The 12788-nt window shown below is 65.5% G+C and carries 14 protein-coding genes; 11 read left to right on the top strand and 3 right to left on the bottom strand.

Annotation, left to right across the window (positions count from 1 at the left end; genetic code table 11):
- Positions 1–53: 53 nt before the first annotated feature.
- Genes EV671_RS19035 through EV671_RS19025 form a run of 3 tightly spaced genes read right to left on the bottom strand, consistent with a single transcriptional unit; the run spans position 54 to position 2233 of the window.
- Positions 54–1139, bottom strand: a complete 1086-nt coding sequence (locus EV671_RS19035) for a FecR family protein (RefSeq protein ID WP_243655804.1) — start codon at positions 1137–1139, stop codon at positions 54–56.
- Complete coding sequence (locus EV671_RS19030; RefSeq protein WP_132574652.1) at positions 1140–1634, bottom strand: RNA polymerase sigma factor; 495 nt, start codon at positions 1632–1634, stop codon at positions 1140–1142. It abuts the gene before it with no gap.
- Between the two features lie 5 nt (positions 1635–1639).
- Entirely contained in the window at positions 1640–2233 is a 594-nt protein-coding gene (locus tag EV671_RS19025; protein ID WP_132574650.1) for a hypothetical protein, read from the bottom strand.
- 128 nt (positions 2234–2361) lie between these two features.
- Between EV671_RS19025 and EV671_RS19020 the strand changes: the two genes are divergently transcribed.
- From EV671_RS19020 to EV671_RS18970, 11 genes are all read left to right on the top strand, one after another.
- Positions 2362–2685, top strand: coding sequence for a helix-turn-helix domain-containing protein (locus tag EV671_RS19020; protein ID WP_132574648.1), 324 nt, complete (start codon positions 2362–2364; stop codon positions 2683–2685).
- Between the two features lie 137 nt (positions 2686–2822).
- Positions 2823–3089 (top strand): helix-turn-helix domain-containing protein, encoded by a 267-nt coding sequence (locus EV671_RS19015; protein WP_132574646.1) that lies wholly within the window; start codon positions 2823–2825, stop codon positions 3087–3089.
- 5 nt (positions 3090–3094) lie between these two features.
- On the top strand, positions 3095–4441 hold the full coding sequence (locus EV671_RS19010; RefSeq protein WP_165917642.1) for a type II toxin-antitoxin system HipA family toxin: 1347 nt from the start codon (positions 3095–3097) through the stop codon (positions 4439–4441).
- A gap of 1349 nt (positions 4442–5790) precedes the next feature.
- Positions 5791–7425 carry a sigma 54-interacting transcriptional regulator gene (locus tag EV671_RS19005; protein WP_165917645.1) on the top strand — a complete coding sequence of 545 codons (1635 nt, stop codon included), beginning with the start codon at positions 5791–5793 and terminating at the stop codon, positions 7423–7425.
- 225 nt (positions 7426–7650) lie between these two features.
- Positions 7651–7929, top strand: a complete 279-nt coding sequence (locus EV671_RS19000; protein ID WP_207911203.1) for a phenol hydroxylase subunit — start codon at positions 7651–7653, stop codon at positions 7927–7929.
- 39 nt (positions 7930–7968) lie between these two features.
- A complete protein-coding gene (locus tag EV671_RS18995; protein WP_132574642.1) occupies positions 7969–8967 on the top strand; it encodes an aromatic/alkene monooxygenase hydroxylase subunit beta in 999 nt (332 codons plus the stop codon).
- A gap of 15 nt (positions 8968–8982) precedes the next feature.
- Positions 8983–9291, top strand: a complete 309-nt coding sequence (locus tag EV671_RS18990; protein ID WP_132574640.1) for an MmoB/DmpM family protein — start codon at positions 8983–8985, stop codon at positions 9289–9291.
- A gap of 46 nt (positions 9292–9337) precedes the next feature.
- A complete protein-coding gene (locus EV671_RS18985) occupies positions 9338–10915 on the top strand; it encodes an aromatic/alkene/methane monooxygenase hydroxylase/oxygenase subunit alpha (protein WP_132574638.1) in 1578 nt (525 codons plus the stop codon).
- A 39-nt stretch (positions 10916–10954) separates the two neighbouring features.
- Positions 10955–11317, top strand: a complete 363-nt coding sequence (locus EV671_RS18980) for a phenol hydroxylase subunit P4 (RefSeq protein ID WP_132574636.1) — start codon at positions 10955–10957, stop codon at positions 11315–11317.
- A gap of 17 nt (positions 11318–11334) precedes the next feature.
- Positions 11335–12393 carry an NADH:ubiquinone reductase (Na(+)-transporting) subunit F gene (locus EV671_RS18975; RefSeq protein ID WP_132574634.1) on the top strand — a complete coding sequence of 353 codons (1059 nt, stop codon included), beginning with the start codon at positions 11335–11337 and terminating at the stop codon, positions 12391–12393.
- Between the two features lie 13 nt (positions 12394–12406).
- The gene (locus EV671_RS18970) at positions 12407–12781 is read left to right on the top strand and encodes a 2Fe-2S iron-sulfur cluster-binding protein (protein WP_132574632.1); all 375 of its coding nucleotides are present in this window, start codon (positions 12407–12409) and stop codon (positions 12779–12781) included.
- Positions 12782–12788: the final 7 nt, after the last annotated feature.

Below are 12788 nucleotides of genomic sequence, written 5' to 3'. Positions count from 1 at the left end.
ACGTCCTAGGCGGTCCCAGGACGAACAGCGACGTCTCGTGCCGTCCCACCGGGCTAACGATCCGTTTCAACTCCACTGAGTACGGAGGCGGCGCCCGATGAACTGGCGCTCAGCTCAAACCCACCGTCACGCGATTTGACAACCAAACCAAACAGTCTCGCCACAGCCTGCGCGAAGGCCTTGTTGTCACCCGTGCGGAACGATCCGCTGATGCGCAGCGCCCTCATCGCCTCTGGATCAGCGAGGGTGATCTGCACCTTGCTGTAGCGGTTCAGGTCGGCGATGGCCTCGGGCAACGGGGTGTTGTCGAGGATGGCAGCGCCACGTTTCCAGGCCAGGAGTTGGTCGAGCTTGGGGCGGTCCACGCGCGCTTGCGCGGGTGCCTGGCGCGCAGTGCCGGGCGACTGGCCCACACGCAAGCGATCGCCTGGTGCCATGACCACGGGGGTGCTGAGCGCGCTCTGCGCGACGCCCTCAGCTCGCTGCACGACCACTTGCCCTTCCAACAGCGTCACGCCGAAGGCGTCACGCGTCGCCTGCTGTGGCGGCGTGGATCGAACCAGGAAGGCCGTTCCGGTGGCGACCACCTGGGCGTCGGCCACGCTCACGACGAACGGCCGGCTGGCGTCTTTCGCCACCTCGAACAGCGCCTCGCCCTGCCTGACCGTCACGGCCCGCTGCGCCTCCGTCAGCCGGACGCGAACCTCGGTCGATGTGTTCAGCGTCATGCGGCTGCCGTCGTCCAGCACGACCAACCGCTGTTCGCCCACGCCGGTGCTGTAGGTGCCGCCCGGCCAAAGGACCACGGCAAACCCGGCTGCGAGACACAGCGTCGCGAATGCCAGTGCCATGCCGCCAGGCCAGCCGGTGCGTATGTCGGTGCGACGCGGTTCGCTGACGGCCGCTTGAATCCGCGCCCGGCTCACGCCGGCCACCTCCTGCCACGTGTCCGTGCAGCGCTCGAAGGCCAGGCGGTGCGCGGCAGACCGGGCCTGCCAGGCCAGGCATTCACGCTGCATCGCGCGGGATCGATAGGGGCCATGCAGGCGGGCCAGCCAGACCGCAGCTTCCGCCGCGATGGCCTGGGTGACGAGCGGCTCGCTTCGTGCTCCCTCGGCGGGAGCTTCAGGCGGTCGCACCTACCAGCCTTCCATCCATGTCGTGAGCCGCAAGGTGGCCTGGGCAATGTGGTGGTGCACCGTGGAGACGCTGAGGCCGTAGAGCTTGGCAATCTCGGTGTAGGGCAAACCTTCGAGGCGGCTGGCAAGGAAGACGTCCCGGGTTTTTGCGGGCAGACGGCCCAGGCACACCTCCAGGCGAGCCGTGCGCTCCCGGGCCAGCACGACCGCTTCGGTCGATGGCGCGGTGTCGAGCAATACCGCATGCTCCAGTTCGACGTGCTCTCCGCGGCTCACGTTCGACCGATACGCGTCGTAGGACAGGTTCAGCGCCGTGCGCATCAGGAACCCCTCCGGCTGGTCGACGGGCTGACGCTCATCCTCGTAGCAAACCATCCGTAGCCACGCCTCCTGCGTCAAGTCCTCCGCTTCCTGTTCGGTGCGTCCACGGCGCCGCAACACGCCGCGGACTCTCGCGAAGACCTCCTGCCAGTTCTTCATAAGGCGGGCTGACATGGCAGTCAGACCGCTCGGACCAGGACACGGGGCGCAGCGCCGGCGCCATACGGCGCTGGCTTGGCACGCTCCCAGTAGTCCGCCAGCAAATCCCGGTCTGCGCGCTGGAAGGCCTGCGCGAGGAAGTCGGCTGCTGCTGCGTGATCGGCGAACGGTCCGTACTTCTTCGCGGCGCGCGACATTCGTTCCTGAAGGCGCTGCGTGGCGGTGTCGGTCCAGCGGATGGCCTGCCGCATGCGATAGCTGACGGCGCCGGACTCGACAAGTTCGGCTACGGTGCGCTCGCAGAGCTTGGGGTGCCGGACTCTCATGGCGGCCACAAGGCCGTCGTCCGCGGCCAGTGCCTGAACCCGCTCCAACCCGCGGTCATGGAGGTCCAAGGCGATGCGCTGAGGCGTCTCAGGGCCGTCATCGCGCCAGGCGCCGAACACCTGGAACTGACCATCCGTGAAGAGGCCGAGCGCCCAGTGCCAACCAGCGGTGGTGGGCACCCCGTCGATCCGCATCGGAAGCTGAAGCTTGCCGAACTGCACAACCGTGTAGCGGCAGCAGAGGGTGCTGCTGAACCAGTCGGCGGAATCCCAGAAGAAGTAGGACATAGGTCACTCCAGGCGGGTCACTGCGAAATCCAAGCTGGACCCTCTTGAGGTCTAGGCCTGGAGAACACACGACAGCTACGAAAGTCGTAGTAGTCGAATTCTACGAAAGCTACGACTCTCGTAGCAACATGTCTGCGACAAATGAGGGCTCATCGGATGTCTGGCGCAAGCGCCTCAAAGAGGCGAGGCTCGCGCTTGGGATGAGCCAGAAGCAGTTGGGTATCGAAGCTGGGCTGGACGAGTTCGTGGCGTCAACCAGAATCAACCGCTACGAGCAAGGCGTTCACGCCCCGGACTTCCAGATTGCAATGCGCTTGGCAGACGTGCTTCAGGTCCCGGTTGCGTTTCTCTACTGCGATGCTGACGAGATGGCGCAGATGATCTTGGCTTTCCATCGAGCATCTAAGCCGCAGAGACGGCAGGCGCTTGCTGCTTTGCAAAAGCTCGAGTAGCGCGCCTTGTGCCTCCCGCGGGCTTGGGTGCAGGAAGCTCACAGCTTGTAAGCTGTGCATTGAATTTACTGCCTGCGATATGTAGACTGAACATACACGTCAAAAGCTGTAAATTAGATTTACAGCCTAGAACTTGTATGCCCCAGTTTATCGTCCGTACGCCCGATCAGCTGTCATCCCTGTTGCAGGCCTTCCGCAAGGAAGCCGGCCTGACGCAGGAAGAGGTGGCTTTGCGGCTGGGCGTCTCGCAGCAGACCTATTCCGCGATGGAGAGGAATGCCGACAAGGTGGGGGCTGCACGCCTGCTGAGGTTGTTCAACATCCTTGGTGTGGAAGTTGCGCTTGGCAAGCCGCCGCTAGCTTCCACCGCCTCCAGCTCGTCTACCGACAAGCCGGCCTGGTAACCCCAATGGGTCGCCGCTCCCACACCCGCGCGCAGGGCCTCTGGATGAACGGTGCGCGGGTTGGCACCTGGAGCCTGGCCCCCAACGCACCCGATGTGCTGCAGTACGACCTGGCTTGGACGCAGTCAGGGCAGGGGAGGTCGCTCTCGCTTTCGCTGCCCTTCACGCCGGGCAACGCGCCGCACCGTGGAGCCAAGGTCCGCGCCTACTTCGAGAACCTGCTCCCGGACAGCAAGGAGATCCGCGAACGACTGGCGCGCCGATTCAACACCGGCTCGATAGGTGCATTCGAGCTGCTGGCCGAGATCGGCCGAGACTGCGTGGGCGCGCTGGAGATCCTGCCGGAGGATGCAATCTCGGCCGGCACGTCGTCCCTGCAGGCCGAGGTGCTGAGCGAAGCCCAGGTCGCCCAGATCCTGCGTGGCACGACGACGTCGAATGCGCTGGGCTGGCGGGATGACGACGACTTCCGCATCTCCATCGCCGGCGCGCAGGAGAAGACGGCGCTGCTGCTGCACGAAGGGCAGTGGTGCCTACCGCGCGGTGGTACACCGACGACGCACATCTTTAAGCTGCCGCTGGGCCTCATCGGCGGCATGAATCTCGACATGCGCGGCTCGGTCGAGAACGAGTGGCTGTGCTCGCTGATCCTGCGCGAGTTCGGGCTGCCTGTGGCGACCTGCCATCCGCTGCAGTTCGAAGACGTCAAGGTGTTGGTCGTGGAGCGTTTTGACCGCACCTGGTGGACGCATCCGTCCGGCGACCAACGCCTTGTCCGCCTGCCGCAGGAAGACATGTGCCAGGCCACCGGCGTGGCGCCGGATGCGAAGTACGAGGTGGACGGCGGGCCGGGCATGGATCGCATCCTCGACGTCCTTGACGGCTCAATGACTCGCGAGGAGGACCGGCGCAACTTCTTCAAGGCGCAGCTGATCTTCTGGATGCTGTGCGCCACCGACGGCCACGCCAAGAACTTCAGCCTGTTCCTGCGCCCCGGTGGGCGATACCAACTGACGCCGCTGTATGACGTGCTGTCAGCCTACCCGGTGCTCGGGGAGGGGCCAGCCAGGATGTCAACGTTCAGAGCCAAGATGGCCATGGCTGTGCGCTCGAAGAGCGCTCATTGGAAGATGAGGGACATCCTGCGTCGGCACTGGATCGCTCTGGGAGCACGCCACGGCATCCTGACGCTGGATGGCCGCGATGCCGCGCGTCTGATCGCCGAGACGGTCGACCAAGTGCCTGAAGTCATCGCCACGGTGTGCGCACAGTTGCCCCAGGCGTTTGATGCTCAACTCGCCAATGCCATCTTCAGCGGAATGCAAGAAGCTGCAGATCGTCTGGCTGGCTGAAAAGACTGCTGCGCAGCCGACCGTTTGAATCCGCTACGGGTGCCGTCATTCGCGGCCGAGCGCCGTCTTCATGGTGACGGTATGAAGCCGTCCTTTGTGGCAGCAACAACCGACCTGCTTGAAGCGCCGGTGACCAAAGCAGCCCGACTGCCGTTCGATAGACCGGACTAACTCCAATGCTATGGCCACTCGTTTCTGCAATCGCTGAGCCGTGAAGGGATGTCCGTGCACCCAGCCTTGACCGCCGCTGAGGCGAGGGAAATTGACGCTGATGCAATCGCGCGTTTCAACGTTGATCGAAATCCACTGCATGTTTTGCACACGCGCACCGGAGCCGCGGTGCCAACGTCAAATCTAGCGACAGCTCCAGTTGTGCTGCTCCTGGCCAACCCGGCCTATTCGCCTGATCTGACAGTTTGCCCCGACGGCTGTGACGAATGGGGGCGCGACGGATGGCCGCTGGCCTCCCTGCATCCGGACGCCCCGGCAGGCGGCTACCACTGGACGCGTCAGCGTTTACGGCTATTGGTCGATAAGTTTGGGGCTCAGTATGTTGCTCAGCGTGTAGCGATGGTGCAGCTGGATCCCTGGGCTAGTGTCAAGTTCCCCAGGTCTGCGGTTACGAAGCTGCCTTCGTCGAATCGCATCCTGAGCGAAGTTAGTGCTGCAGGGCGTCGGGGAGCCCTGCTCGTCGTGCTTCGATGCAAGGCTTGGTGGGAGCCGGCCTTGGCTGGCTCGGAATTCATCGAATGCGCAAGCCCGCTGAGCGGTTACGTATCGCCGGGCAACTTTAAAGACGGTGGTTTTCAGCGCGTTGTCGAGCGGCTGAGGTGACGAGGTCGCGCAAGCGTGGGCCGGAGCTGTGTCGCACCGCCGGGACGATGATGGCCGGCCTAGACGTCAGTGGCGACGTGATCGACGAGTGTTTGAATCACAAGATCGAAAGCCGGGTGCGTAGGACCTATGTTCGTGATCGCCGGGAAGCGGCGCAGGTGCGAGCGTTTGATGCACTTGGGGCGCGTCTGTTTGCCGTGTTGGGATGTCTGCGGCCGCACGTCGCTAGTTTGCAGGCCGCCTGAATAGTGCGCTATTCAACTGAACGTCGATGTCGACGCTAAGCCCCTGACGGTCCACAGGTCCCAGTGACTGAAGCCCCGCAACGAACCCCGCAGGGCGCTCGTGCAAGGAAGCTGGGCCGCATGGGGAGTGGTCGCGCGTATCGGACGAGGCTCCCGCTTGAATGCCAGGCGCGGGCGGCCGAAGAGGTCGTCCTGTAGCATTGGGGCGAGTGGCGCAGACCGCTATTGCACAAATAACGATGGGGACAAGACGTGGGTGAACTCCTGTCCATGCTCCGCTTCAATGCGGCCTCGGGCCACATCTGGCTGAACGAGCACCGCATGATGCTGCTGCATACGCGAGCTCTGGCCGAATTGCGCCGGGAGTTGTTCGACTCGCTGGGCGTTGATCGGGCCCGTGGTCTTTTGGTCCGCATGGGCTTTGCCTCGGGGCAGCGCGACGGTGAACTCGCCGTCAAGGAGATGCGCGCCGGCATGCCCTGCGAGAAGGCCTTCATGCTCGGTCCGCAGCTGCACTCGATCGAGGGTGCCGTGCGTGTCGAGAAGGTCCACACGGAGCTGGACCTCAAGACCAAGCATTTCTTCGGCGAGTTTCTCTGGACCAACTCCTGGGAGTGCGACGCCCATGTCAGCGACCTGGGCTATGGCGATGACCCGCAGTGCTGGCAGCAGATCGGCTACGCCTCGGGCTATACAAGTGCCTTCGTCGGACGCCTGATCGTCTTCAGGGAGACCGAGTGCCACAGCATGGGCGACAGCCATTGCCGCATCGTCGGTCAGCCGGCTGAGGACTGGCATGACGACGAGTATGTGGACTACTTCAGACCACGCCGCATCGGCGAGCGACTGATCGACTACAGCATAGGGCTTGAGCACCTGCGCACCGTGCAGCCGCGCCGCGAGCACGACACTAATCTTGTCGGCGTGTCCCCGGGCTTCCGCGCGGCCTTCGAGCTGCTGAAGCGCGGCGCGCCGAGCGCGATCACGGTTCTGCTGCTCGGCGAGACCGGCGTCGGCAAGGAGGTCTTTGCCCGCTGGCTGCATGACAACGGCCCGCGCGCCGGTGGCCCCTTCATCGCCGTCAACTGTGCCGCCATCCCGGCCGACCTCATCGAGGCCGAGTTGTTCGGAGTCGAGAAGGGCGCCTACACCGGGGCCCACATGGCCAGGGCAGGGCGCTTCGAGCGGGCCCACAACGGGACGCTCTTTCTCGACGAGACCGGCGACCTGCCGCTGGCGACCCAGGTCAAGCTGTTGCGCGTGCTGCAAACCGGCGAGATCGAGCGCCTGGGCGCCGAGCAGCCGGTCAAGTTGAACGTCCGTATCGTCGCGGCCACCAACGTGGACCTGCAGCAGGCGATGCAGGCCGGCAAGTTCCGCAGCGACCTGTTCTACCGCCTCAGCACCTTCCCGATCACGATACCGCCGCTGCGCGAGCGCGTGGCCGACATCCCGCCGCTCGTCAACCGCTTCCTCGAGAAGTACGGCGAGCTCTACGGCAAGCGCTTCAGCGGCCTGACGGACCGCGCGATGCGCGAGGTGCTGAGCCAGCCCTGGCCCGGCAATATCCGTGAGCTCGAGAACGCTATCGAGCGTGCTGTGCTGCTGGCCCCCGATGGCGGAGCCATCGAATCCGCACATCTGTGGAGCCACGGCGCGGCCCAGGTGCCCGAACAGCAGCTCAACGCCCTGGGCCACGTGGCCAGCGCGTCGGGGACCGAACTTGATGGCCTGTGCGATCAGGTGTTGCAGCAGAAGATCGACATGGCCTCGCTCGAGCAGCGGTTGATGCAGTTGGCCATGCAGCGGGCCAAGGGCAATCTTTCGCAGGCCGCTCGCCTGCTGGGCATCACGCGCCCCCAACTGGCCTATCGGCTCAAGAAGGAAGGCCTGCCGGCCGCCTGAGGTCGGTGCCCGGGGCGCGGGAGCGCCGCCGGCATCGCCTGCTTCATCAATTGATCAAGCTGCACTGCAGCAAGTGACGAGTTGGGCATCCGGGACATCCCCCGGATACCGCGGTGCCCCGCCGCTTGCCTCAGGAAAATCAATCACTTAGCTGGCCTGGCATGGCCGTTGCGTTCTTCAGGGTGGACGACAGCCCCATCGTCTGCAACCTGATGGATTGAACAAGTGAGCCCGCGCCCCGCATCCCAGCGTTCCGCCTCGGCAGCCGTGCTGACCGGTCAGCCCTGCTTCGTGCGCGTGACCGGCACAGCCGGCGCTCGCTTCGTGGAGTTCGAGTTCGCCATCGGCGACCCTGAGCTGGCCGTCGAGCTGGTGCTGAGCTTCGAGCAGTTCAGCCAGTTCTGCGCCCTACACGGCGTCACCCATCTCAGCGCGGACGAGGGCGCCCGACTCGACTACGAGCGCATGAAGTGGCGCTACGGAGAGCCGGGCCTGGACCACTGACGCGCCCCGGAGCGCCCATAACGACAGCAGGAGACCCAAGTGCAAGTCGACATCAAGACCACCGATATCCAGCCAATTCGCCAGACCTTCTCGCATATCGCGCGCCGATTGGGCGCCGACAAGGCAGCCTCGCGCTACCAGGAGGCCACCTTCGACATGCAGCCGACGACCAACTGGCACTACCGGCCGCTGTGGGAACCGGACCGCCATGTCTACGACCCGCGCCGCACGGCCATTGTCATGGCCGATTGGTATGTCTTCAAAGACCCGCGCCACTTCTACTACGGCGTCTACACCATGGCGCGCGCCAAGCAGCAGGAGGGCACCGACAAGCAGTTCGAGTTTGCCGAGAAGCGCAACCTGCTGGGCAATGTGGACGAGGCGACGCGCGAGTCGCTGACGCAGGTGTTGGTGCCGCTGCGCCACTACGAGTGGGGCGGCAATATGAACAACACCTACTGCTGCGGCTATGGCTATGGCACGGCGGTGACCCAGGCCTGCAACTTCGCCGCCATGGACCGCCTGGGTATCGCGCAGTACCTGTCGCGTATCGGCCTGCTGCTCGACCTCAACCAAGGTGCCGCGCTCGACGCGGGCCGGCAGGCTTGGCTGGCCGAGCCGGCCTGGCAGGGCGTGCGCCGCGTCATGGAGAACCTCTTCGTCACGCGCGACTGGTTCGAGCTCTTCGTCGCGCAGAACCTCGTGTTTGACGGGCTGCTCTACCCGCTGATCTACCGCCACTACGTCGACGCCCTCAGCCCCCGGACGGGCAATGCGCTGGCCATGCTGACCGAATTCATGGGCGACTGGTATGCCGAGACGGCGCGCTGGGTGGATGCGACCGTCAAGACCGCGGCCGACGAGTCGCCCGCGAACAAGGACAGGCTGGTCAGCTGGATCGCCGGCTGGCGTGACGAGGTGCAGCGGGCGCTGGACCCGCTGGCCCGCCTGGCCTTGGGCGACCAGGCCCCTGCGGCGCTGGCCGCCGTACGCGCCGAGTTCGACACCCGCATCCAACGCATGGGCCTGCAGGCCTGAAGCCGGAGCCTCCCGATGAACACTTCCACCGCCATCCCGGCCGCCTCGCGCGCGCCTGTCTTTATCTCGCTGCTGAGCAACGACGTGTCGCGCTGCATCGTCGATGCCATTGTGGCCGACAACCCCGAGGCCAGCGTCCAGGAGTACCCGGCCATGGTCAAGGTCGACGCGCCCGGGCGCCTCGTCATCCGCCGCGACTCGGTCGAGGAGCGCCTCGGTCGCCGCTGGGACGTGCAGGAGCTCCACCTGAGCCTGATCTCGCTATCCGGAAACATCGACGAGACCGACGACGAGTTCTCGCTGCAGTGGGGCCGGCGCGGCTGAGCCCGGACTTGCGAGCGCCCACACAACAAATCCACGGAGACCCACGATGAATCAGACAGCCACCAAGACCGCCAAGCGCCTCGGCATCAAGGAGCGCTACGCCATGATGACCCGCGGCCTGGGCTGGGAGACCAGCTACCAGGCGATGGACGACGTCTTCCCCTACGACAAGTTCGAAGGCATCAAGATTCATGACTGGGACAAATGGGAGGACCCCTTCCGCCTGACGATGGACGCCTACTGGAAGTTCCAGGGCGAGAAGGAGAAGAAGCTCTACGCCATCATCGACGCGTTCCAGCAGAACCAGGGCCAGTTCAACATCAGCGACCCGCGCTACCTGAACACGCTCAAGCTGTTCCTCACCGGTGTGTCGCCGCTTGAGTACGCGGCCCACCGCGGCTACGCGATGGCCGGACGCGCCTTCCGCGGCGTCGGTGCGCGCGTGGCGGCCCAGATGCAGTCCATCGACGAACTCCGTCATGCGCAGACGCAGTTCCACACGATCAGCCATTTCAATCGCTACTTCAACGGACTGCACGACCCGCAGTACATGCACGACCGCGTCTGGTACCTGTCGGTGCCCAAGTCCTACTTCGAGGACGCGATGACGGCCGGGCCCTTCGAGTTCATCACTGCGATCTCCTTCTCCTTCGAGTACGTGCTGACCAATCTGCTGTTCATGCCCTTCATGAGCGGCGCCGCCTTCAACGGCGACATGGCGACGGTGACCTTCGGCTTTTCGGCGCAGAGCGACGAGTCGCGCCACATGACGCTGGGCCTGGAGGTCGTCAAGTTCATGCTCGAGCAGGACCCGGACAACGTGCCCATCATCCAGCGCTGGATCGACAAGTGGTTCTGGCGCGGCTACCGCCTGCTGACGCTGGTGGCCATGATGATGGACTACATGCTGCCCAAGCGCGTGATGAGCTGGTCCGAGGCCTGGGAGATGTATTTCGAGAAGAACGGCGGGGCGCTGTTCGAGGACCTGAGTCGCTACGGCATCCGCATGCCGAAGTACCACGAGGTCGCCCAGGCCGAGAAGCCCCACCTCTCCCACATCGCCTGGGCCACCTTCAACAACTACGGCCATGCCGCGGACTTCAACACCTGGGTGCCGCGCCCCGACGAGCTCGACTGGCTGAGCCAGAAGTATCCAGAGAGCTTCGACCAGCTCTACCGCCCGCGCTTCGAGTGGCTGGCCGAGCATGAGCGCCGCAACGGCGCAATGTGGCGCAACAACACCCTGCCCATGCTGTGCCAGACCTGCCAGGTCCCCTGCGTCTTCACCGAGGTCGACGACCCGACGCGCATCAGCCTGCGCGAGACCAGCTACCACGGCATGAAGTACCACTTCTGCTCGGACGGCTGCAAGGACATCTTCGAGCATGAGCCCGAGAAGTATGTGCAGAGCTGGCTGCCGGTGCACCAGATCTACCAGGGCAACTGCTTCCCGGAGGGCACCGATCCCACCGTGCCTGGCTTCAACCCGCTGGCCAAGGTGCTGGAGTACTACCACCTGGCCCCGGGCGCCGACAGCGGCGACTTCGACAGCTCGCCGGACCGCGCCAACTGGGAACGCTGGACGGGCCAGTCTCTGGCGCAGCCCGACGTCAAGGCGGCCTGAGCCGCGCCTCTTTCAACACTGGATTTTCAGGAGACGCCTATGGCCGTCGTCGCCCTCAAGCCCGGCTATGCCGGCCCCGTGCAGGACACCGAGGACAAGTTCCACGGCAACCGCCTGCTCTACATCTGCTGGGACGAGCATCTGCTGTTCTGCGCCCCGGTGGCCCTGCCGCTGCCGCCCGCCATGCCCTTCGGCGCGCTGCTCAGCGACGTGCTGCCCGGCGTCTACGGCAGCCACCCGGACTTCGCCCGGATCGATTGGGGTCAGGCCCTGTGGACCGATTCCGGCAAGCCCTTCAAGCCCGATCCGGCCAAGTCCCTCGCGGACAACGGCCTGGTGCACAAGGCGATCCTGCGTTTTCGCACGCCGGGTCTGCATGGCATCCAGGGCTCGCGCAGCTGAACACCGCAGGGGCTGACATGAGCACGCACATCACCATCGAGCCGCTGGGCCAGGCCGTGCCGGCGCGCGAGGGCCAGACGGTGCTGGACGCCTGCCTGCGCGCCGGCGTCTGGCTGCCCCATGCCTGCGGCCACGGCGTCTGCGGCACCTGCAAGGTCCAAGTGCTCGAGGGCGAGTTTGAGCATGGCGATGCGTCCAGCTTCGCGCTGATGGACTTCGAGCGCGACGAGGGACGCATCCTGGCCTGCTGCGCCATGGCCCGCACCGACCTCGTCATCGAGGCCGAGATCGACGAAGACCCCGACGCGCAGTTCCTGCCGCTGGCGGACTACCGGGCCGAGCTGGTCGAGGCGCGCATGCTGACGCCGACCATCCGTGGCCTCTGGCTGCGGCCGGATCGCGAGCTGCCCTTCCAGGCCGGGCAATACCTGATGCTGCAGGTGCCCGGCGTCGACGGCGCGCGTGCCTTCTCGGTGGCCAGCGCGCCGGGCGAGGAACTCGTCGAACTGCATATCCGCCGCGTGCCGGGCGGCCGTGCGACCGGCTGGCTGCACGACGAGCTCCAGGTCGGCCAGACGCTGAACTTCACCGCGCCGAGCGGCCGCTTCTTCGTGCGCAAGTCGGCCCAGCTGCCGCTGATCTTCGTCGCCGGCGGCTCGGGCCTGTCCAGTCTCAAGTCCATGATCCTGGACCTGCTGGCCGAGGGCTGCCGCCTGCCCATCACGCTGGTGCAGGGGGCGCGCAACGTCGAGGAGCTCTATTTCCGCGAGCTCTTCGAAAGCCTGGCCGATCAGCGTCCCAATTTCGCCTATGTGCCCGTGCTGTCGGACCTGCCCGAGGGCAGCGACTGGCGCGGCGCACGTGGCTACGCCCACGAAGCGCTGAAGGCCCAGTTCGCCAGCGACTTCCGCGGCCACAAGGCCTATCTGTGCGGACCGCCGCCCATGATCGAGGCCAGCCTGAAAACCTTGATGCAGGGCCGGCTGTTCGAGCGCGACATCTACATCGAGAAGTTCTTCACCGCGTCGGATGCCGCCAGCGCGGCGCCGCGCAGCCCGCTGTTCCGCAGCCTCTGAGGCGAGCCCGGCCATGCCCTACCAGGTCGACATCGCCAATACCGAGGAGCGCTATGCATGCGCCGACAGCGCCACGCTGCTGGCCGGCATGGAGGCGCTGGCCCGTCGCGGCATTCCCGTCGGCTGTCGCGGCGGTGGCTGCGGCGTCTGCAAGGTGCGCATCGAGACCGGCCAGGTGCGTACCGACAAGATGAGCCGCTGCCACATCAGCGCCGAGGACGAGGCCGCCGGCCTAGTCCTGGCCTGCCGCGCCTACCCCTGCAGCGACCTGCGCCTGAGCGCGGTCGACAAGCTGGCGCGCTGCATCGAGCGCGGCCGCCCCGAAACCGGATTCCTGCAGGCTGCCCTCGCCAAGGGCAGCCCTTCCGACCCTGACCCCAACCGATAAACCCACA

This window comes from Roseateles saccharophilus (assembly GCF_004342485.1).
Taxonomy (GTDB): Bacteria; Pseudomonadota; Gammaproteobacteria; order Burkholderiales; family Burkholderiaceae_C; genus Pelomonas; species Pelomonas saccharophila.
The sequence above is the reverse complement of the archived record's forward strand: the minus strand, read 5'-3'. Positions and strand labels throughout refer to the sequence as shown.

Excerpts from the sequence above, each read along its gene's own strand:
- EV671_RS19010 (WP_165917642.1), top strand. The coding sequence starts at position 3,095 with ATGGGTCGCCGCTCCCACACCCGCGCGCAGGGCCTCTGGATGAACGGT.
- EV671_RS19030 (WP_132574652.1), bottom strand. The coding sequence starts at position 1,634 with ATGTCAGCCCGCCTTATGAAGAACTGGCAGGAGGTCTTCGCGAGAGTC.
- EV671_RS19005 (WP_165917645.1), top strand. The coding sequence starts at position 5,791 with ATGCTCCGCTTCAATGCGGCCTCGGGCCACATCTGGCTGAACGAGCAC.
- EV671_RS18975 (WP_132574634.1), top strand. The coding sequence starts at position 11,335 with ATGAGCACGCACATCACCATCGAGCCGCTGGGCCAGGCCGTGCCGGCG.
- EV671_RS18980 (WP_132574636.1), top strand. The coding sequence starts at position 10,955 with ATGGCCGTCGTCGCCCTCAAGCCCGGCTATGCCGGCCCCGTGCAGGAC.
- EV671_RS18990 (WP_132574640.1), top strand. The coding sequence starts at position 8,983 with ATGAACACTTCCACCGCCATCCCGGCCGCCTCGCGCGCGCCTGTCTTT.
- EV671_RS19025 (WP_132574650.1), bottom strand. The coding sequence starts at position 2,233 with ATGTCCTACTTCTTCTGGGATTCCGCCGACTGGTTCAGCAGCACCCTC.
- EV671_RS18970 (WP_132574632.1), top strand. The coding sequence starts at position 12,407 with ATGCCCTACCAGGTCGACATCGCCAATACCGAGGAGCGCTATGCATGC.
- EV671_RS18985 (WP_132574638.1), top strand. The coding sequence starts at position 9,338 with ATGAATCAGACAGCCACCAAGACCGCCAAGCGCCTCGGCATCAAGGAG.
- EV671_RS19020 (WP_132574648.1), top strand. The coding sequence starts at position 2,362 with ATGTCTGCGACAAATGAGGGCTCATCGGATGTCTGGCGCAAGCGCCTC.
- EV671_RS19015 (WP_132574646.1), top strand. The coding sequence starts at position 2,823 with ATGCCCCAGTTTATCGTCCGTACGCCCGATCAGCTGTCATCCCTGTTG.